The 20,794-nt window shown below is 57.8% G+C and carries 18 protein-coding genes; 11 read left to right on the forward strand and 7 right to left on the reverse strand.

All coding sequences use genetic code 11. The annotated features are described in order from the left end of the window. The coding region (locus tag AB7S84_RS11195; protein WP_428154502.1) for a sigma-54 interaction domain-containing protein at positions 1 to 1,168 on the reverse strand (1,168 nt) is incomplete at its 3' end. Positions 1,169 to 1,456: 288 nt separating this feature from the next. Here AB7S84_RS11195 and AB7S84_RS11200 point away from each other — a divergent pair. After that, entirely contained in the window at positions 1,457 to 1,801 is a 345-nt protein-coding gene (locus AB7S84_RS11200) for a thioredoxin family protein (RefSeq protein ID WP_428154504.1), read from the forward strand. A 96-nt stretch (positions 1,802 to 1,897) separates the two neighbouring features. Here the strand turns inward: AB7S84_RS11200 and AB7S84_RS11205 are convergent, their stop codons facing one another. After that, on the reverse strand, positions 1,898 to 2,026 hold the full coding sequence (locus AB7S84_RS11205; RefSeq protein WP_257785907.1) for a hypothetical protein: 129 nt from the start codon (positions 2,024 to 2,026) through the stop codon (positions 1,898 to 1,900). Here AB7S84_RS11205 and AB7S84_RS11210 point away from each other — a divergent pair. The 5 genes from AB7S84_RS11210 to AB7S84_RS11230 all read left to right on the forward strand — a co-directional run bounded on the left by AB7S84_RS11210 (position 2,025) and on the right by AB7S84_RS11230 (position 9,140). After that, positions 2,025 to 2,426 carry a hypothetical protein gene (locus tag AB7S84_RS11210; RefSeq protein WP_144016404.1) on the forward strand — a complete coding sequence of 134 codons (402 nt, stop codon included), beginning with the start codon at positions 2,025 to 2,027 and terminating at the stop codon, positions 2,424 to 2,426. The genes AB7S84_RS11205 and AB7S84_RS11210 overlap by 2 nt on opposite strands. A gap of 220 nt (positions 2,427 to 2,646) precedes the next feature. Then, positions 2,647 to 3,270 (forward strand): TetR/AcrR family transcriptional regulator, encoded by a 624-nt coding sequence (locus AB7S84_RS11215; RefSeq protein WP_020875688.1) that lies wholly within the window; start codon positions 2,647 to 2,649, stop codon positions 3,268 to 3,270. A 52-nt stretch (positions 3,271 to 3,322) separates the two neighbouring features. Next, a complete protein-coding gene (locus tag AB7S84_RS11220; RefSeq protein WP_428154507.1) occupies positions 3,323 to 4,537 on the forward strand; it encodes an efflux RND transporter periplasmic adaptor subunit in 1,215 nt (404 codons plus the stop codon). A 12-nt stretch (positions 4,538 to 4,549) separates the two neighbouring features. Beyond that, positions 4,550 to 7,729 carry an efflux RND transporter permease subunit gene (locus AB7S84_RS11225; RefSeq protein WP_428154509.1) on the forward strand — a complete coding sequence of 1,060 codons (3,180 nt, stop codon included), beginning with the start codon at positions 4,550 to 4,552 and terminating at the stop codon, positions 7,727 to 7,729. 1 nt (position 7,730) lies between these two features. Beyond that, a complete protein-coding gene (locus AB7S84_RS11230) occupies positions 7,731 to 9,140 on the forward strand; it encodes an efflux transporter outer membrane subunit (RefSeq protein WP_020875685.1) in 1,410 nt (469 codons plus the stop codon). Positions 9,141 to 9,366: 226 nt separating this feature from the next. On the opposite strand, the gene AB7S84_RS11235 is transcribed toward AB7S84_RS11230, so the two are convergent. The 4 genes from AB7S84_RS11235 to AB7S84_RS11250 form a co-directional block, all read right to left on the reverse strand. Beyond that, positions 9,367 to 11,076 (reverse strand): L-lactate permease, encoded by a 1,710-nt coding sequence (locus AB7S84_RS11235; protein WP_020875684.1) that lies wholly within the window; start codon positions 11,074 to 11,076, stop codon positions 9,367 to 9,369. 181 nt (positions 11,077 to 11,257) lie between these two features. Further along, a complete protein-coding gene (locus tag AB7S84_RS11240) occupies positions 11,258 to 11,932 on the reverse strand; it encodes a LutC/YkgG family protein (protein WP_020875683.1) in 675 nt (224 codons plus the stop codon). Beyond that, positions 11,925 to 13,346 carry a LutB/LldF family L-lactate oxidation iron-sulfur protein gene (locus AB7S84_RS11245; RefSeq protein WP_020875682.1) on the reverse strand — a complete coding sequence of 474 codons (1,422 nt, stop codon included), beginning with the start codon at positions 13,344 to 13,346 and terminating at the stop codon, positions 11,925 to 11,927. Before AB7S84_RS11245 ends, AB7S84_RS11240 begins: the two co-directional genes overlap by 8 nt. After that, a complete protein-coding gene (locus tag AB7S84_RS11250; RefSeq protein ID WP_020875681.1) occupies positions 13,339 to 14,088 on the reverse strand; it encodes a (Fe-S)-binding protein in 750 nt (249 codons plus the stop codon). Before AB7S84_RS11250 ends, AB7S84_RS11245 begins: the two co-directional genes overlap by 8 nt. Positions 14,089 to 14,519: 431 nt before the next feature. Here AB7S84_RS11250 and AB7S84_RS11255 point away from each other — a divergent pair, with 431 nt between their 5' ends. The 3 genes from AB7S84_RS11255 to AB7S84_RS11265 are packed head-to-tail and all read left to right on the forward strand — an operon-like array spanning position 14,520 to position 17,948. After that, positions 14,520 to 15,905 (forward strand): FAD-binding oxidoreductase, encoded by a 1,386-nt coding sequence (locus AB7S84_RS11255; RefSeq protein ID WP_020875680.1) that lies wholly within the window; start codon positions 14,520 to 14,522, stop codon positions 15,903 to 15,905. 2 nt (positions 15,906 to 15,907) lie between these two features. Continuing rightward, positions 15,908 to 17,239, forward strand: a complete 1,332-nt coding sequence (locus AB7S84_RS11260; RefSeq protein WP_020875679.1) for a (Fe-S)-binding protein — start codon at positions 15,908 to 15,910, stop codon at positions 17,237 to 17,239. Then, positions 17,229 to 17,948 carry a FadR/GntR family transcriptional regulator gene (locus AB7S84_RS11265; protein ID WP_020875678.1) on the forward strand — a complete coding sequence of 240 codons (720 nt, stop codon included), beginning with the start codon at positions 17,229 to 17,231 and terminating at the stop codon, positions 17,946 to 17,948. Before AB7S84_RS11260 ends, AB7S84_RS11265 begins: the two co-directional genes overlap by 11 nt. 8 nt (positions 17,949 to 17,956) lie before the next feature. On the opposite strand, the gene AB7S84_RS11270 is transcribed toward AB7S84_RS11265, so the two are convergent. Further along, complete coding sequence (locus tag AB7S84_RS11270) at positions 17,957 to 18,796, reverse strand: SAM-dependent methyltransferase (RefSeq protein WP_020875677.1); 840 nt, start codon at positions 18,794 to 18,796, stop codon at positions 17,957 to 17,959. A gap of 463 nt (positions 18,797 to 19,259) precedes the next feature. Here AB7S84_RS11270 and AB7S84_RS11275 point away from each other — a divergent pair, with 463 nt between their 5' ends. Further along, a complete protein-coding gene (locus AB7S84_RS11275; protein ID WP_020875676.1) occupies positions 19,260 to 19,739 on the forward strand; it encodes a (2Fe-2S)-binding protein in 480 nt (159 codons plus the stop codon). Next, positions 19,736 to 20,596, forward strand: a complete 861-nt coding sequence (locus AB7S84_RS11280) for a molybdopterin cofactor-binding domain-containing protein (protein ID WP_428154516.1) — start codon at positions 19,736 to 19,738, stop codon at positions 20,594 to 20,596. Before AB7S84_RS11275 ends, AB7S84_RS11280 begins: the two co-directional genes overlap by 4 nt. Positions 20,597 to 20,794: the final 198 nt, after the last annotated feature.

Genomic DNA, 20,794 nt, shown 5'->3' on the forward strand with positions numbered 1-20,794 from the left:
CGGCATCGGCGCAAAGAACGAAGGCGTGCTCCACGGCATTCTCGAGTTCCCGAACATTGCCGGGCCAGCTGTAGTCCATAAGGATACGCATGGCCTCGGCGGATACGCCCCGGATCGCCTTGCCGGTTTTCCGGTTCTGGACGCCGATGAAATGGCTCACCAGAAGCGGCAGATCTTCCTTGCGCAGCCGCAGCGGCGGCACATGGATGGGAAACACCTTGAGACGATAGTATAGATCTTCCCGAAACTCTCCCCGTCGGACACGATCGAACAGGTCCCGGTGTGTCGCTGCGATAATCCGGATGTCGATTCGGCGTCGCTTCGATTCGCCGACCCGTTCGATCTCGCGCTCCTGCAGCACCCGAAGCAACTTGACCTGAATAAGCGGGCTGATCTCACCAATCTCGTCTAAAAAGACGGTCCCACCATCGGCTTCCTCGAAGCGCCCCTTCCGATCTCGAGCGGCTCCGGTGAACGCTCCCCGAACATGGCCGAAAAGTTCGCTTTCCAGGAGAGACTCCGCCAATGCGCTGCAGTTGACCGTGACCATGGGCATCTCCGCGCGGATGCTGTTGTAATGGATGGCGCCGGCAACCAGCTCTTTACCGGTTCCGCTTTCTCCGGCTATGAGGATGGTGGCTTCGCTGGCCGCAGCGGCTTCGATGGCCTCGAAGACTTGTTGCATGACATGACTTTTGCCGATGATATTGCCGAATTGATGGAGTTCTCCCAGACGCCTGGAGACCGCTGCCACCCGATGCTGCATGGTACGCAGCTCCGTCAGGTCCGTAACGGTTTCAACGACCCCGATCACCCTGTCGTTCTCATCCCGGACCAATCGAGCACTCTTGAGAACCGGAACGTCGTGTCCGTCCTTGTGACGAAGGACGTACTCCTGGGCATCGACTGAACCTTTCTCGTAAATACCGCATTCCTTGAAGCTGGTGGGTTCCTTTTTCCCAAGGCAATGGGTAAAGCTCAACAGCCCGCAGCTGCGTCCCACGGCCTCCTCGGCCCGATAGCCCGAGATGCGCTCCATGGCCGGATTCCAGAGTGTGATGCGCCCCGCCTCGTCAAGGGTAAACACGCCGTCGGCCATGGACTCCAGAACGAGGCCGGCAATCCGGGGGTCCGGCACTGTCGGCGTCCGGGTCAGGATATCGGTCATCTCTCTCGAATCCCGTGAATATGGATTATTCTTTTTAATGGTCATGTTGTTCGTGTCCGCAATCTTTGCGTTACAGTAACGTTAAAGTAACGTTTATCTTTTATTAGTAACGCAAAGGATTGCCGTCAAGACCGATTTTATAACCTTGACGGCGAAGCGGAACATGGTCTCGTCTCCATGCCGGGATACCGGGACCCCCCAAAAAACCCGCGACCGAACCGTCATGGCACATTCCTTGATAATTATTGAAAAAATTCAACAGCAGTGTTTCATCACCCCGAGGTTTTCATGAAAATCATGGATATCGCTTCTTTCGAACACCATAACAAAACGATTCGGCAGGGAATCACGCTGATCGACTATTATGTGTCATGGTGTTCTCCCTGTCGGGTGCAGGCGACCATTATCGAGCGGGTCGCCGATGACTTAAAAGGCAAGGCCCTGATCGGCCGAATGAATCTCGATCGGCACCGCCGGACAGCCGAAACCCTGCGGATCCAAAGTGTCCCCACCCTGGTCGTTTTCATTGACGGCCGGGAGGTCCGACGGTTCATCGGGTTGCAGCCCAGAGAAACCCTTACCGCTTGTCTGAGGGCGGTCATCCATTCCCGGAACAAGGCCGCAACGGTGTAGCCTGCGACAACCGTCAATCCCCGGAGGGGTTGCCGATGCCCCTCGAAAGCCATATCTTTCCGAAGATCCGAAAGATGCATGCGCAAGAATCGATTTTCAGACGGTGTTGGAAGGATCTCGAAATCGAGACATGTGAACCTCGAGGCGTACCGAGCAGTCGATGCACACCGTATCGCGGAAGGCCGAGGCATACCGCAGATATCGGATCAAGGGAGATTCTCTCATGGCCCGAAATTCCGAAAAACGTCTCGAGGACTGGATACGATTGATTTTGCTCAACTGGGTACTGATCTCGATAATGATGTTCTACAGCATCTTTATGGGGATCGGCATCGGATACCTCGTCATCCGATTCAGCAGGCTTGTCGTCGACTGGACGGGCCTCCCCGCGCATCTTCTCGACCTTTTCCCCACTTCCGGCCCAACCGTCAACCTGATGATCGGGGGACTGATCGCCGCCGTGTTTCTTCATTTGTTCAGACACCTGCGTTACAATTGTGAAACCGAAAGCTACACCCTGAAGCTGTCCAGGGTCTTCAACCTCAGGGCCGCCGTCGCTTTTGCGGCCATTGTCATGATTCTTATGGGGATGGGCGCGGTTTTCGCACGGCTGTTTCCCTCATGACCTTCAGAACCGCGGAACAGGTCTTCCGGGAAATGTCCATGTCACCCGAAAAGGCGGCTTGAAAAAATATTCACCGGCGCCATGTTGACGATCCGTGCTTCTTCCCGTTCCCATCGAATCCATGAAATCACTCTTGACACAATGACGTCGCATTACATATTATGAATACTTATTCACATTTCACAATAACTATTCACCGGAACGGTAAAAGGAGCGATCCATGAAAAAGACGAAGCTCTCCCGGCGGGAAAGAGAGAAACTGCGTCAACGCCAGGAGATGCTTGCCGCCGCACTCGAACTCTTCTCGGAGAAAGGCTACCATAATGTAACTGTTCAGGAAATCGCCGAAAAAGCGGAGTTCGCCATCGGTACCCTGTACAAGTTCTTTCAGAACAAGGAGGATCTTTATACGGCGCTGGTCCTGGAACAGTGCGACAACTTCGAGTCGGCGCTCACGAAAGTGCTCGAAGCACCGGGAACCGAGATTGAAAAACTGCAGAACTATGTTCAAGGCAGAAGCGAAAAGTTCCGCAACAATCTGCCCTTCGTGCGCCTGTTTCTTGCCGAAAGCAAGGGGATAACCTTCAATATCAAGGCGGGCCTTGACGAGACGATTCGGAAACGATACCGCGATTTTCTGGAAAAGCTGGCATTGGTTTTCGAAAGCGGCATTCGGAACAAGCGTTTCAGGAACATTGCCTCGCCCTATCAGCTCGCCGTGGCCCTCGACAGTATCATCGACGCTTTTTTGCTGCTCTGGCTGGAGGCACCCGAGCGTTATCCCTATCCGGAGGATCCCGACACCATCCTGGATATCTTTTTTAAAGGGTTGACACCACCATGATATTTTTTTTTAAACGATCCAGATCGGCATTCCATATTTTGGAGGTTTTTTGATGCAATTGAATAAAAACGGTTATGAACCATCGGCATGGACCAGGGCGTTGACGGTTCTGTCAGCGCTTTTTTTGTTATGGGGCTGTGGAAAAGGATACGGGGAACAGCAGGCCGCGCCGCCCCCGCCGCCGGAGGTGGTCACCGTGACCGTCACGCCGCGGAAAATTGAGCTCACCACCGAGCTTCCGGGGCGAACATCCGCCTACCGGGTCGCGGAAATCCGACCCCAGGTCAACGGCATCATCCAGAAACGCCAATTTCGGGAGGGCTCGGACGTCAAGGCCGGACAGTTGCTTTACCAGATCGACCCCGCTCCCTTTCAAGTGGCGCTCGACTCTGCCGGGGCATCCCTGGGAAAGGCACAGGCAAATCTCCCGTCGATCCGATCCCGGGTCGAACGCTACACGGAATTACTTGTCGACAAAGCGATAAGCCGACAGGACTATGACGATGCCGTCTCTGCCGTGGACCAGGCCAAAGCCGAGATCGAATACTGGAAAACCCAGGTGGCGGCAGCCCGCATCAATCTGGGTTATGCCCAGGTCAACGCCCCGATTTCCGGGCGCATCGGCAGGTCCAACGTAACGGACGGGGCTCTGGTGACGGCGTATCAGCCCCTGGCCCTGGCAACCATTCAGCAACTCGATCCCATCTACGTAGACGTCACCCAGTCCTCCGCCGAGCTTTTGCGTTTGAAACGCAACCTGGAAACCGGCCGGCTCAGCGCCGATCGGGAAAACGGGAAGGCCGTACGCATCGTTATGGAGGACGGTTCGCCGTATCCCCTGGAAGGCAAGCTCCAATTCCGGGAGGTCACGGTGGATCCCGCGACAGGATCCTACACCGTCCGCATCGTGGTCCCGAACCCGGAGCATCTGCTTCTGCCCGGCATGTTCGTCAGGGCCCTCGTCCAGGAAGGGATCGCCGAAGCGGCCATTCTCGTTCCCCAACAGGGGGTGAGCCGGAATCCCAAGGGAGAAGCCGTCGCGCTCATCGTGGACGATGCGGAAACCGTCCGGCAGCGCATCTTGACCCTCAACCGCGCCATCGGCGACCAATGGCTTGTGGCCTCGGGTCTTTCCGCCGGGGACCGGTTGATCATTGAAGGCATGATGAATGTTCGCCCCGGGAGCGTCGTCAAGGCCATTTCTCGGGACGCCCTGACGGTGGATGGAGACCCCCCCCACGCCAATCGCCCGTCCGGGGAAAAATAACGGAGGACATCGATGTTATCGAAATTTTTTCTGGACCGCCCTGTCTTCGCCTGGGTCATCGCCATCATTCTGATGCTGGGAGGCGGGCTGGCGATCTACAATCTTCCCATATCCCAGTATCCGCCCATTGCGCCGCCGTCCATCGCCATCGATGCCTTCTATCCCGGAGCCTCGGCGGAAACGGTTGAAAACAGCGTGGTTCAGATCATCGAACAGAAAATGACCGGATTCGACAAGCTTCTGTACATGTCGGCAACCAGCGATGCTTCGGGATCCGGCAGAATCGAGCTGACTTTTGCGCCGGGAACCGATCCGGACTTCGCCTGGTCCCAGGTACAGAACAAGCTCCAGCTCGCCATGGCCAGCCTTCCGGACGTGGTACAGCGGGCGGGGGTCAAAGTCAGCAAATCCACCCGAAACTGGCTCATCATCGTGGGTCTGACCTCTGAAGACGGCAGCATGGACGGCCACGATCTGCGGGACTACGCCCAATCCAACATCGAGAAGGTGCTGGCACGGGTGCCGGGCGTGGGGGAGGTGGAGAGCTTCGGTTCGCAATACGCCATGCGGATCTGGCTGAACCCGATCAAACTGAACGATTATCAGCTCACGATCGGAGATGTCATCGCCGGTCTTCGCGCTTACAACGTCGAAATCTCCGCCGGGCAGTTCGGCGCTGCCCCGGCAGTGGAAGGGCAGCGGCTCAACGCTTCCATCATCGTCCAGAATCTGCTCAAGACTCCGCAGGAGTTCGGTGCCATTCCCCTGCGCATCAATCCGGACGGCTCCATCGTCCGGGTTCGGGATGTAGGACGAACGGAGCTGGGGACCGAGCGATACGAAATGAACGCGCTTTTCGACGGCAAGCCCAGCGCCGCCCTGGCTGTTCGGCAGGCGCCGGGCGCCAATGCCCTGGATACCGCCGATGCGGTGAAGGCCAAAATGGCGGAGTTATCCAATTACTTTCCTCCCGGCATGAAGGTCATGTACCCCTATGACACGACCCCCTTCGTCAAGGTGGCCATCGACGAAGTGGTCAAGACGCTGTTCGAGGCCATCCTCCTGGTCTTCCTGGTGATGTATGTTTTCATGGGAAACATCCGGGCCACGCTGATCCCGACACTGGCGGTTCCGGTGGTCCTCCTGGGCACCTTCGCCGTGCTGGGACTTTTCGGGTTTTCCATCAACATGCTGACCATGTTCGCCATGGTGCTGGCCATCGGCCTTCTGGTGGACGACGCCATCGTCGTGGTGGAAAACGTGGAGCGGATCATGCACGAAGAGGGGTTGTCACCCCGGGAGGCGACCCGAAAATCGATGGATGAGATCACCAGCGCACTCATCGGCATCGGACTGGTTCTTTCGGCGGTGTTCGGTCCCATGGCCTTTTTCGGGGGCTCCACCGGAGTCATCTATCGCCAGTTTTCCGTGACCGTTATCGCCGCCATGCTGCTGTCGGTGCTGGTGGCCCTGATCCTGACGCCGGTGCTGTGCGCTTCGCTCCTCAAGCCGGTGACAAAGGGACACGGCGCCGGAGAGACCGGTTTTTTTCTGTTCCGCCCTTTTTTCAGGTGGTTCGAACGATCCTTCAATCGGTTCAGAGATCAGTACCAGGCGATGGTGGGTCATATCCTCGGCAGAAAACTTCGCTATGTGCTGGTTTATCTCCTGATCGTAGTGGTGCTGGGATTCCTGTTCCAACGAATGCCCACCGCCTATCTGCCGGATGAGGACCAGGGCATCATGTATATCCAGGCGACCCTGCCGGCGGGTTCGACTTTGGAGCAGACCGAACGCGTCATGACCGAGGTTCGCCATTACCTTCTGGAAAATGAAAAAGAGGCCGTAAAGAGCTGTTTCACGCTGGCCGGAAGGGGGTTCTCGGGAGCAGGGCAGAACGCCGGGCTGGCATTTGTCATGCTCAGGGACTGGGATCTGCGCAACCGGCCGGATCTGAAGGTGGGCGCCCTGGTGGAGCGATCCATGAAACGGTTCGCCGGGATCCGCAACGCAAGGGTGTTTGCCTTCCCGCCGCCGGCGGTTGTCGAACTGGGGCAGGCCGGCGGGTTCGACTTTCAATTGCAGGACCGCGGCGGCGTGGGTCATGACGCATTGATGGCAGCCAGAAACCAGCTGCTGGGCATGGCCGCCAAAGACGACAGGTTGACGCGTGTCCGACCCAATGGACTGGAGGACGTGCCGCAATACCGCATCGATGTGGACTGGGAAAGGGCCGGAAGCCTGGGAGTGCCCATCGACGCCATCCACACCACGATTTCGGCGGCCTTTGGGAGCGCCTATGTCAACGATTTCATTCAAAGTGGACGGGTCAAGCGGGTGTATGTCCAGGCCGACGCGCCTTATCGCATGCTGCCCAACGACATCGACAAGCTTTACGTGCGCAATGCAGCAGGCACGATGACGCCCTTCACCTCTTTTTCTTCGGGACGCTGGACCTACGGATCCCCTCGGCTTGAACGCTTCAACGCCTTCCCTTCCATGAATATCTGGGGGGCGCCGCCCCAGGGGAAGAGTTCCGGAGAGGCGATGCAGGCCATGGAAGAGATCGCTTCGAAGCTGCCTAAAGGCATCGGCTTCGACTGGACGGGATTATCCTACCAGGAACGAATGACCAAGTCCCAGGCGCCGCTGCTCTACGCCTTTTCGATGATCGTGATTTTTCTGTGTCTGGCAGCCCTTTACGAAAGTTGGACCGTTCCGATTTCCATCGTGCTGACCTTGCCGCTGGGCATTATCGGCAGCGTGATCGCTTCATCGTTTCGAGGGTTTCCCAACGATGTCTACTTTCAGATCGGACTCCTCACGGTTCTGGGGCTGACCACCAAGAACGCCATCCTGATCGTTCAGTTCGCCATGGAAAAGGTGAAGGAGGGCATGGGGCTGGTGGAGGCCACCCTGGAGGGCGCGAAGCTGAGGCTTCGCCCCATCATCATGACCTCGCTGGCTTTCGGCTTCGGCGTTCTTCCCCTGGCCGTGGCCGCCGGCGCGGGCGCCGGCGCTCAAACCGCCATCGGCATGGGCGTCCTGGGGGGTATGGTTGCCGCCACCTTTCTGGCGACGCCGTTTATACCGCTCTTCTATGTTATGGTGGTTCAATTGTTCAGCAGAAAAACATCGGATCGGTCCGAAGTCGCCGTTTCGGATGCCGCCGTTTCCTCGGAGGGACGTTGATATGAGAATAAAGATTATTTCACTCGGGGCACTGGCGGCCTTGCTGTTGACGGGATGCACCATGATCCCGGAATATTCTCGTCCGGATGCGCCGGTACCCGACCAGTGGCCGACAGGTCCGGCCTACGACGGCACCGTGTCCGGACGACAGGCGCCGCCGGCTGCCGATCTGCAATGGCGACAATTCTTCACCGGCAAACGACTTTCGAGGATCATTGAAACGGCCCTGGCAAACAATCGCGACCTGCGGGTGGCCGCCTTGAACGTGGAGCGAGCCCGGGCGTTCTACCGGATTCAGCGGGCGGAGCTGTTGCCGCGAATCGATGCCGTGGGCAGCGGCTATGCGGAACGGGTGCCCGCCGATCTTTCCAGTACCGGGAATTCACGCACCATAGAGGAGTATCGAGCGGACATCGGCACCACTGCCTGGGAGATCGACTTCTTCGGCCGTATTCGAAGCCTGGAAAAGCAGGCTATGGAGGAATATCTGGCCACGGAATATGCCCGTCGCAGCGCCCAGATATTACTGATAGCCGAAACGGCCAACGCTTATCTGACCCTTGCGGCGGATCGCGAAAACCTGCAACTGGCCCGTTCCACCCTGGAAGCGCAAGAGGAATCCCACCATCTGATTCAGCGCCGCTTCGATGTGGGGCTCGCACCCAAGATCGATCTGTGGCAGGTCCGGCAGAGAGTAGATGCAGCGCGGTTGGACGTGGCCCGATACACCGAACTCACGGCCCAGGACGAGAACGCCTTGAACCTGCTGGTGGGCACTCCGGTAGCCGCCCACCTGCTCCCCGAGGGCTTGAGCAGCGTCACACCGCCGCCGGACATTTCACCCGGCATCTCCTCCGAGGTGCTCCTCCGCCGCCCGGACATTCTCCAGGCCGAAAGCCTGCTCAAGGCGGCCAACGCCAATATCGGCGCAGCACGGGCCGCCCTTTTCCCCCGTATATCGCTCACGACGGCTGTAGGAACCGCAAGCGACGAACTGTCGGGGCTCTTCAAGTCGGGTTCAGGCACCTGGATGTTTTCCCCGGGCATCACCATGCCGGTCTTCGACCCCCGCATATGGTCGGCCCTCGATGTGAGCAAGGCCGAACGCGAATTGACCCTGGCACGATACGAGGGGGCGATTCAGGCGGCATTCAAGGAGATCGCGGATGCCCTCGCCACCAAAGGAACCGTGGGGCATCAGCTGGACGCGCAGCGATCCCTGGTGGAGGCCACCAGCGAAACCTACCGGCTTTCCAATTCCCGGTATGAGAAGGGAATCGACACCTACCTGAGTGTGCTGGATGCCCAGCGGTCCCTTTACGCCGCGCAACAAGGCCTCATCACCACCCGCCTGGCGGAGGCGAGCAATAAGGTGCGACTGTATGCGGTATTGGGCGGGAGCAGCGACTGAGGCGATACGATCGTGGGCCAGGCCATCCTCTACCGCGGCGCCGGATCAGCGGTCGTGTGGAAACAATTTGTCGCCCTCTCGGTGATCGGTGCCGTCCTGTTCAGCCTGTCTCTCGGCCGTTTCCGTAAGACATTGAGCAGGATGGCGTAAAGCGTGACGATCACCGACGGGCGACAATGTTGCGGTTTCTGCAAAAAAGTCCGATATCCGCGTTATGCCGCCCTGTCTAACGACTCACCAGGTAAGCATTCAGAGGATCATGGTATCCCATGGCATAAATTACCAGCAGGCCGAGAATACCGACGAGGATGCAATAATAGAGGGTTGGAATGATGGTCCGGCGGAGGGTGTTGCCTTCCTGACCCAGCAATCCGACGGTAGCGGATGCCGCCACCACATTGTGGATGCAGAACATGTTCCCCGCAGCAGCGCCAACGGCCTGAAGGGCCACGACCACGACACCCGAAATGGCGAGATTCTGGGCGACGCCGTGCTGAAACAGGCTGAACATGAGGTTGCTGACCGTGTTGCTGCCCGCGATAAAGGCGCCCAGTGCACCGATGAGCGGTGCGAAGAAAGGCCAGACCTGCCCCACATTGGCGGCCACCCATTCAGCCATGGCCAGGGGCATGCTGGAATATCCGGCGGCATTGACGCCGGAGTTGATGTACACCCGAACCATGGGAATGGTGAAAATGAGCACGAATCCGGCGCCCAGGAGAATGCTGCTGGATTCCTTGATGGCGAGCGAGAGTTCGTTCCAGCTCATTTTGTGGAGAAAATAAGTGATCAATACGACGAAGCAAAGGATGGCCCCGGGCAGATAGAGGGGCACGAAAGCAGCGCTGATGCCCGTACCGAGTATGTCCGACCAGGGAAATTTGACGCTTTTGAGCCAGGTACCCAGGGGCAGCTGTCCCAACCGCGTCAGCACGAGGATAATGGCCACCAGCAGGTAAGGAATCCATGCCAGGGTGAGATTCATGGGTTTTTTAGAGGTCAGGGCATCCAGTTTGATTTCCATCTGGCTCATCCAGCCGGGTTCCCATTCTTCCCGGGGCGGGAAATCCCAGATGTCCTTGGGTACCAGGAACCCCTTGGTGGCTGCGGTCGTCATAATGGCCATACCGATGAGCGCGCCGATGAGGCTGGGAAATTCAGGGCCGAGAAATATACCGGTCAACATATACGGTATGGTGAAAGCAAGGCCGCCCATGATGGAGAACGGCAAAATCGACAGGCCTTCGGTCCACGATTTGTTCCTGCCGAAGAAACGCGTCATCATCACCACCATAAACGTGGGAATCAAGGTTCCCGCAATGGCGTGGAAGATGGCGGATGCAGCTGTAATCAGCTGAAGATACTGGCTGAAATCCATGCCTACCTCGGCCAGCAGGGCCGTCAGCTGGGGATTTTCCAGCCCCCCCTTGACACCGATGAGAATGGGGGTTCCCACAGCCCCGAAGGTTACGGGGGTGCTCTGGATCATCATGCCGATCATGACGGCCCCCAATGCCGGAAACCCGATCGCCACCATCAAGGGCGCCGCGATGGCTGCAGGGGTGCCGAACCCCGAGGCCCCCTCGATGAAGGCACCGAACAACCAGGCCGTCAACACGACCTGCACCCGCCTGTCCGGACTGATTTTGGTAAAACCGGTTCGAATGGCGCTGATGGCGCCTGAATGTTTGAGAGTGTTGAGCAGCAGAATGGCGCCGAAAATGATAAACAGAATGTCTGCGGTGATGAAAAGCCCCTGGATCGTCGATGCGACAATGCGCACGACATCCACATGCCAGAAAATAAATGAAATCAGAACGGCTACCACGTAGCAGATGGGCATGGCCCATTTTGCCGGCCAACGAAATCCCACCAGAAGAACGGCTGCCGTCAGAATGGGCAGCACCGCCATGAAAGATTGAAATCCTAAACTCATCGGTCCTCCATGTAAAAATAAAAAGCTGTTGACGGTTATGATGATTCAACCTTCGACTTCCGTGGGGCGGTGAATTCCAGGAAAGGCTTCACCGGTTTCCGGTCGACATTACGAAAATCGAAGGCCACGTAGTTACAGAAACACCGGCTACCTCTGGCCGGCCGGTGCTATCCATGTTTTATCAGGTCAAGATCAGGACCACCAGTTCTTTGGGCCCGTGAACACCGAACGCCAACACCAGTTCAATATCGGCGGTTTTGGACGGTCCGGATATCAGGAGCGCGTTGGTGGGCATCCCGTCGGCCCACACGCATTTCTCCATCGCTTCGGAAAAGCTCTCATAGATGCGATCGGCGTCAAGAACGGCGATGTGGACCTCGGGGACGAGGGACATGAGACGGGGTTCGTTTTCGTCGGGCCAGAGGATCAGAGCGCCGGTGTCGGCGATGCCGCCCATGGTCGCGGTGATGCCCGCATCCATAGAGAAAAGGGCTTCCTTGAAGGTTTCCACCGGTGCGTCGTAGGGTTCGAGTACGGGAAGTCCCGCATCCCCTGCAGCCCATGCCGCTGCCACGGCGTCTCCCACCGGCGTCCCGGGGGCGTAGAGCATCTGCTTCAGCCCTTTTTCGACGACGATGGTCTTCAGACGATCCGTCCACAGCGCGTCACGGTCCCCTTTCGGGACCACATGCACCTCGCTTCGCATTGCCGTCATCCGGGTTTTCAGTTGTTCGATCTTTTCCTCCCGGCTCAAAGGAGGCGTTTGAAGCGGTGCGGGAACAGACGGAAGGTTCCGTCGATCTCCCAGAGCACTGCTTATTCTTCGCAAGATCCGTTCACGTGATTTTTCAGGCATCCTTGATCCCTTTCTCTCTGACCCTCTCATGAAGGCTTTTTTGGGAAAAACGCGGTCGGATCCGACCACGGGTCCATGCCTCAAGAGGGCCTAAACGCGGCAGGATCGGACTCAAAACAGGCGCCATTTTCGTGACGAGGGCGTTCAAGCCCCGGTGGCGATTGACCAGCGCCCATGCCTTCCACACGGCGGCCTCGGCAAACGTCCGTTTGAATCCGTGCCCCGGCACCGATCCGTTCGGGTCGTAACTTTCGTTCCTGAGCCGTCGGATCAGATCCGGTATGGGAATCTTCACCGGACAGACCTCCTCGCAGGCATTGCAGAGCGTCGAGGCCGTGGGAATGCCGCCGGCTTTGTCGAGCCCCTCCATTTGAGGGGTCAGGATCTCTCCGATGGGACCGGGATAGATGAAGCCATAGGCATGCCCGCCGATACGGGTGTAGACAGGACAATGGTTGAGGCAGGTCCCGCACCGGATGCATTGAAGCGTCTGCCGCAGTTGTTCATCGGACAGTATCCGGGAGCGCCCGTTATCCAGAAGGATCAGATGGATTTCCCGGGGTCCGTCCTTTTCGTCGGGCTTTCTCGGCCCCGAGATCATGTTGACATAGGTTGTGATGAGCTGTCCGGTGGCCGAGCCCGTGAGAAGCCGCAGCAGCGGCGGCACGTCGGAAAGCTTTTCCACGACCTTTTCAAGCCCCATCACGGCGATGTGAACCGGTGGAACCGTGGTGCACATTCGGCCGTTGCCTTCATTTTCGACGAGACAGAGGGTGCCGGTTTCGGCAACGGCCATGTTGACGCCGCTCAACCCGACCTCCCCTTCGTAAAACTTCCGTCGAAGGGTTTTCCGGGCGATGGCGTTGAGCTCCTCGACGGCCTCCGTGTAGGGCGTGTTCGGAATCTTCTCGTGGAAGGTCCTGGCGATCTCCTGCTTGTTTTTGTGAATGGCCGGGACAATGATATGGGACGGCGTCTCCCCGTCGAGCTGAATGATGAATTCCCCCAGATCCGTTTCAAGGGACTCGACACCGTGGTCGGCGAGAAACCGGTTGAGATGCATCTCCTCGGAGACCATGGATTTGCCCTTGACCAACCGCCGGGCATGATGATCCCGAAGAATGCCGAGAACGATCCGGTTGGCCTCATCGGTTGTTTCGGCCCAGTGGACCGACATGCCGTTTTCGATGCATTTCTTTTCGAGCCGCTCAAGCAGTTCCGGCAGTTGGAGCAAGGCACGCCTCCGGATGGCGTTTCCCTGGGCCCTGAGCGCCTCGAAAGCCGCTGCATCGCTGAAGATCGCCTTTCTCTTGGCGGTCATGCTGCCCATTGCAAACGAGAGGTTCGATCTCAGCTGTCGGTTGGCCAGGGCTTTACGGATATTGGCCTGAAAGTCGAATTGGGTTTCAGTCATGAATGCGCTCCCATATGAATTCGGCGATATGTCGACCGGTGATCGGTATCCGCCGATAGCTCATGGCGCCGGTAATGTTCATGAGACAGCCGCAGTCGCCGCCCAGCACCTCCGCGGCGCCCGTCTTCCGGATATCGTCGATCTTGTCCGTCACCATTGCCTCGGAAATCTCCGGTTGCTTGACCGCAAAAGTGCCGCCGAATCCGCAGCACTGGTGCTCGTTTTCAAGCGTCACCAGTTTGACGTTTCCAAGCTGCCTGATAAGAGATTTGCTGTCTTCGATGACGCCCATCTCCCGAGCGGCGTGACAGGAGGAATGCCATGTCACGGTGACCGGCTCCCCCCGGTCCTCCAGCTGGATGTGGAGAACATGGACCAGAAATTCCGTCAGCTCGAAAATCCGCTCCGAAAAGGCTTTGACCCGGGATAGACCCGGATCTTTCGCGAAAAGTCTGGGATAATGGTGGCGCATCATACCCGCGCATGAGCCTGACGGGACGACTATCGGATAGGGCTTGGAGAATATCTCCAACTGTTTTTCCGCCACCCGACGAGCCTCCTCCGGGAATCCGGAGTTGTAAGCCGGCTGACCGCAACAGGACTGTTCGTGCGGAAAGACGACCTCCACGCCTTCGCGTTGGATGAGATGGATAGCGGCCATACCCGCTTCCGGATAGGCCATGTCGATCAGACAGGTGCCGAAAAAGTAGACCTTTTCGGGTTTTGGGGGATATTGACGCATCACCTCTCCTCTGTTTCCGAATGATTACTTCCCGTGGTCGGGAAATGTTTCGATCGACCCCACGCTGTCTCAGGAAAAGACAAATATCGTTTTTTCTGCGCTTCGGTTGATTTTTTTGTTGGAGATTATGGACGTATCGCTGCGGGCGATCGCCTTTTCAACACACTAAAAGGTTATTTTGATCAATGGTATGACCATAATTTATAAATGAGCCCTTTTTCGATGTCAAGAAAAAAATACTTGAAATAAAATATTATGAATGATACTTAAACGATTAAATAGGTTATCCAAATATTGACAGTTGTCGATACATCGCATTGGTATTTTTTGATTTTGGTACTACCATTAACCGATTTCCGTTGATTGGCGTACTTGATCAGCCTGTCTTGGCGTCAAGCGAACGCTAAACCAATTTTTAGGAGACGAACCCTATGCTCAATCCCGCTCTCATCAAGGAATTCAAGAACATCGTGGGTGCCGAGAATGTCTTCACCGACGACGCAGACCTTCTCACCTACTCCTACGACGCCGCCGTGGTCAAGCCGGTTGTCCCCGCATTGGTGATCCGTCCCACGACCAGTGAAGCGCTGGGTCGCAGCGTGAAGGTCTGCGGCGAGAACGGTCTGCCCGTCACCGTGCGCGGAGCGGGCACCAACCTGAGCGGCGGCACCGTTCCCACGGCTCGGGAAGGTGTCGTCATTCTGACCAACGGCCTGAAGCGGATCCTGGAAATCAATGAAGCGGACATGTACGCCGTGGTTCAGCCCGGAGTGGTGACCGCCCAGTTCGCCGCGGCCGCCCAGGCCAAAGGGCTCTTCTATCCGCCGGACCCCGGAAGCCAAGCCGTTTCGACCCTTGGTGGAAACGTCGCGGAGAACGCCGGCGGCCTCAGGGGCCTCAAATACGGTGTCACTTCGGATTATGTCATGGGGTTGAAGTTCTTTGATACGAACGGGGAGATCGTCAAGACCGGCGCAAAAACCGTCAAATGCGCCACCGGCTACAATCTGACCGGTCTCCTGGTGGGATCCGAGGGAACCCTTGGCGTTTTCGATGAAATCACGCTGAAACTCATTCCCCTCCCGGCGCATCGCAAAGCCATGATGGCCGTCTTCAATCAGATCATCAAGGCATCCGAGGCGGTGGCGGCCATTATTGCCGCCCGGATCATCCCCTGTACCCTCGAATTCATGGACAATTTTACGATCCGCGCCGTGGAAAGCTACAGCCGGGCAGGCCTTCCCACCGACGCCGCGGCCCTTCTTCTCATCGAGGTTGACGGCCACCCCGCCATGGTCGAGGAGGACGCCGTAAAGGTGGAGGAAATCTGCCGGCAACAGGGCGCCGTCGACATTCGTGTCGCCAAGGACGATGCCGAACGCGACAAGGTCTGGGCTGCCCGGCGCAGCGCCCTGTCAGCCCTCGCCAAACTCAAGCCCACCCTGGTGCTGGAGGATGCCACGGTCCCCCGAAGCCGGATTCCCGAGATGGTTCAGGCCATGCAGGATATCGCGGCAAAATACCGTCTCGAAATCGGCACGTTCGGTCACGCCGGGGATGGAAATCTTCACCCCACCATTCTGACGGACAAGCGAAATACCGAGGAGTGGGAGCGGGTTGAAGCCGCCATCGCAGCGATTTTCGACAAGGCTCTTGCCATGGGCGGTACGCTGTCGGGCGAACACGGCACCGGCATTGCCAAGTCATGCTTTCTGGAAAAAGAGACCAGTCCTGCCACCATCCAGTATTCCCGCGCCGTCAAGGCGGCGCTCGACCCCAGGAACATTTTGAATCCCGGCAAGATAATAGGAGGCTGATCATGTCCGATATGAAAGCGCTCGCCCATCTGATGAAGGAGCTCGAAGATCAGCTCGTGGTTTGCATGCGGTGCGGCATGTGCCAGTCGGTTTGCCCCCTTTACGACCAGACCGGCCGTGAGGCGGACGTTGCCCGGGGTAAACTGGCGCTCCTGGACGGTTTGATGCACGAGATGTTCAAGGATCCGGAAGGGGTTTACGAACGGCTTAACAAGTGTTTGTTATGCGGGTCCTGCGCCGCAAACTGTCCCTCGGGTGTCAATGTTCTGGAAATTTTCATGAAGGCAAGGGCCATCCTCACCGGATACATGGACCTTCCGCCGGCGAAAAAACTGGTGCTGAGAGGCATGTTGGCCCACCCCGAGTTGTTCGATCGAATGGCCGAATGGGGTGCCAGATTCCAGAAAGTCTTCACCCGGCCCGTAAACGACGTCGTGGGCACATCCTGCGCAAGGGTCATTTCCCCGCTGCTTGGCCGCCGACATTTCAAAAATCTGGCGGAAACCCCTTTTCACAAGATGGTGCCGGTTCTGAAAACCCGTCCGGGAAAATCCGGCGTTCGCGCCGCCTTTTACGTGGGGTGCCTCATCGACAAGATCTTCCCGCACATCGCCCAGGCGGTCGTCGACGTGCTCACCTATCACGAAGTCGGCATTGTCCTGCCGGAGAACCAGGCCTGTTGCGGGATCCCGGCTGTTTCCTCCGGAGACATGAAAACCTTCAGAAGTCTCCTGGAGCATAATCTCAACAGCTTCAACCCCGGTGAGTTCGATTATCTCGTCACCGCCTGCGCCACCTGCACCTCAACCTTCAAGGAGGTTTGGCCGGCCATGGCCGAAGCTGCGGGAAACGGCGACATGGGGCTGTTGCGAAGGGTGGAGCGGATCGCTGAAAAAACGATGGATATCAATGCGTTTATGGTCAATATCATCGGGCTTGCCCCCCCGGTCCGCGGTGTTGGCGGCGACACCGAAAATCCACCCGAAGTCATCACGTATCACGATCCCTGCCACCTGAAAAAAGCGTTGGGCGTCTCGGTGGAGCCCAGGGCCATGATCAAGGCGAACCCCCGTTATCAGTTGAAGGAGATGGCATCGTCCGACTGGTGTTGCGGCATGGGGGGCAGTTTTAATTTGCAGTATTATGGAATTTCTTCTACTATCGGCCGCCAGAAACGGGACAATATCGTGGCGACCGGATGCTCGTCCGTGGCGACCGGGTGCCCGGCATGCATGCTTCAGATTGCCGACGCCCTTTCGAGATCCGGAGATCGCGTTGCCGTCAGGCATCCCGTCGAAATTTACGCGGAGCAATTGAAACGACATGAAAATTGAACTCAAGCCGATCAAACCCAAGCGAATATCCGACCAGGTCTTCGAACAGCTGAGAGAGCTCATTTTCCGAGGCGAACTTAAACCCGGCGAAAAAATCATGCCGGAACGGGAGTTGGCTGACGCCCTGGGCGTCAGCCGAACCTCGGTCAGGGATGCCCTCAGAAAACTGGTAGTGATGGGATTTCTGGATCAGAAGCAGGGACAAGGCACCTTCGTACGCGGCACCGAATCCATCCGGAAGAGCCCCCTCGCCGTTGCCATGGAGAATCAGGATGCCTCGCTCACGGACCTGCTCGAGGTAAGGATGGGTCTGGAAACCAACGCAGCGGCCCTCGCGGCTCGACGGGCGGATGAGAAGGATATTGGATTTCTCGAAAAAAGCCTTAAGGAACTGGAAGATCAGATCCGAAACGGCGAATTGGGAAACGAGGCGGACGTATCGTTTCATATGGCCATCACCTATGCGACCAAAAATCCGGTTCAGATCTACCTGATGAAGATCTTCTTCGATTTCCTGTTTATCGGGATCAAGGAAAACCTCCGGTATCTATACGAAGACCCCAGCAACATCGACCAGATCTTCAACCAGCACGTCGCCATCATCGAGGCCATCAAAAACCGGGATGCCGAAGGCGCTTTTGCAGCCATGAAACATCACATCGATTTCGTGATGGATTTTTTCAAGAATTTCCACCAGGAGGACACGTAAACGTCGGCTCAGGAAGCACGCCGGAAAACACCCTGGAAGATACGAATCCGATCCTCATCGAGGTTCCGAACCATGTTGCCGCTTTTCTGAGCCGCCGTCTTGCCCATCACGACACCCAGCCCCACGGTTCGGGGAGCGCCCGCTGCGGCTGCGGTTTTTTTGGCATCTATCGTCCGTCTCAGCCAGTCCAGGGACGCCGTAGAAACGTCCCGCCACGCCACTTCCGTGAACCCCGAAACGGAAATCAGGCGTTTCAGGACATCGGACGGGACAAGGAAGTCGATGGTGCCGTCGCTTGCCCAGGGAACAGGATAATACGGCGGCTTGACATCCCCTGAGCACACCTCGTAGAGGGCCAGGAGCCCTCCGGGCCTGAGCACCCGAGCCACCCCTGAAAAAAGCGCCGCCTTGTTCTCGATGTTCATGGTGGTGTGCAATGTCCAAACGACATCAAAAGTCTCCGGATCAAAAGGCAATGCCGTCATATCGCCGTGCTGAAAACGAACCCGTTCCGAGAGGCCGACCTTTGCCGTCAACATTTCCGCGGCCCGGCAGTATTCCGCCACGAGATCGATCCCGGTCACGATGCACCCGTACTCCGCCGCCAGGGTCCGCGCAGGTCCGCCGATCCCACACCCCAGATCAAGAACCGTCATCCCCTTTTCCAGCCCGGCCAAATCGGCCAGCTCCCGCGTGGCCTCTCGTCCCCGGATGTGAAATTCATCAAACCCGGCGGTATCCTCGTGTGAAGAGACGACGTGTCCACTCCTGTCAAGCGCCGACTGAATGCTGTCGGTGAGATTGTCCCGGCTGTAGTGATCGTTGATAGCTTGTTCGTAGGTCTTCATTTCCGTTCCTTTTTCCGATGGTTTCGCCCCGGCGCGGGAGCAGCATCTCTCAATCTGAAACATCGTTTCCATCACCGATTCAACGTTCGACTTTCATAGGCCCTATCCTCCCGGCACCGCTGTCCGGTCGCTATCATGAAAGTCGAAAATTGAATCATCGAAAAATATAGAATACCACAATTTTTTTAAAAAACCATTCAATTCAATCTGCCTGAGACCTTTCAGATGTATTTTGCGGACCGTCTCCGCGCCGACTCAACCGAGCCCCACTGGAATCCATCCGAAAGAGTGCTCCCGATCGCCATGCCTGCCTATGGACATCACGACGCAAATCAGGTATCTGCAAGAGATAGAAAAAGTTCCCCGAAAGGGTCTGCGCCGCGAACTGCCCCGATCGCTGCCCCCTTTGTGTTGCGACGAATCGCCCTCCTGGCCGAAAACCCTTACACAAGGGAGGTTTCCGATGGTGAAGACAATCCGGTTTACCCTCAACGACAAACCCGTGAGCCTCGACATCGACGAGGAGCGGACCCTCCTGTGGGTCCTTCGGACCGATCTGGGCCTTACGGGAACCAAATACGGCTGCGGCGAGGGGGCGTGCGGTGCCTGCACGGTCCTGGTGGACGGCGAAGCCCTCCCCTCCTGCCAGATCACCGTGGGGTTCGTGGCGGGGAGACACGTCACCACCATCGAGGGGATCGGCGCGGAAGGGAAGCTCCATCCCATTCAGCAGGCCTTTGTCCGCCACGACGCCCTCCAGTGCGGGTTCTGCACCCCCGGCATGATCCTCAAGGCCCACAGCCTGCTGGCATCCAACCCGAGCCCCACCCGGGAGGAGATCATCGAGGCCCTGGACGACCATCTCTGCCGCTGCGGGGCCCATGTGCGCATCCTGGCGGCCGTTCACACCGCGGCGGAGATGCTGAAAGGAGGCAAATCATGAAAAAGGAAGTCCCTTTTATCCAGGATCGGACCGAAGCGGCGGCCCCCTCCCCGGGCATGGACCGGCGGGAGTTTCTGAAGCGCATGGGTCTTCTGGGCGGGGGCCTCGTCATCTACGGCACCCTGGGAGATCTTCCTGCCGAGGCCCGTGCCCTGAGAACGGGGCTTCTCGGAAGCCGGGTGCCGAGCGATTTCAATGCCTTTCTGCGCATCGATCCGGACAACCGGGTGACCTGCTTCGTGGGAAAGATCGAAATGGGCCAGGGCGTCATCACCTCTTTCGCCCAGATGGCGGCCGAAGAGCTGGACGTGGCCTATGAATCGGTGGAGATGGTCCTGGGAGATACGGATCTCTGCCCCTGGGACGCCGGCACCTGGGGCTCTCTTTCGACCCGCTATTACGGGATTTTCGTCAAAGAGGCCGCCTGCGAGGCCAGAGCCGTCCTCCTGGACATGGCGGCTGAGCGGCTGTCCTGCCCCAGGAATCGGCTGTCGGTCAAAAACGGCCTGGTCTGGGACCGGGAACGCCCTGGGATTCGGGTGACCTATGGAGCGCTCACCGCAGGGCGGATCATCGAACGGCATCTTTCGGAGCTGCCGCGGCTCAAACCCGCATCGGCATACACCACCAGCGGCAGGCCTTTCCTGCGGCGGGACGCCATCCGGAAGGTCCTGGGAAAGGCCCGATTCGCCGGGGACATCCGGCTGCCGGGGATGGGACACCTATGCCATTCCAATATTTTCGTGGCTGCCCGAGCTCGAGACCGTGATCCTGGAAAACCCCAACCTGTCCCCGAAGGGCGGCGGAGAACCCGCCATCATCTGCATGGGCGGCGTCCTGGCCACGGCGGTATATGATGCGACAGGAGCCAGGCTGCGTCAACTTCCCATGACCCCGGAACGGGTCAAGGAAGCCCTGAACCGGTGCCGGGAGGATACGGCCACCATCATGAACGTCGAAAGTTGAATTTTTAAGATGAAGGAACAGATCGATTTACATCAACCGGCCTTGACTATCGCGCACCAGGACATTATCACGCTGCGTGAGGATTACAC

This window comes from Desulfococcus sp., assembly GCF_050178255.1.
Classification (GTDB): domain Bacteria; phylum Desulfobacterota; class Desulfobacteria; order Desulfobacterales; family Desulfococcaceae; genus Desulfococcus; species Desulfococcus multivorans.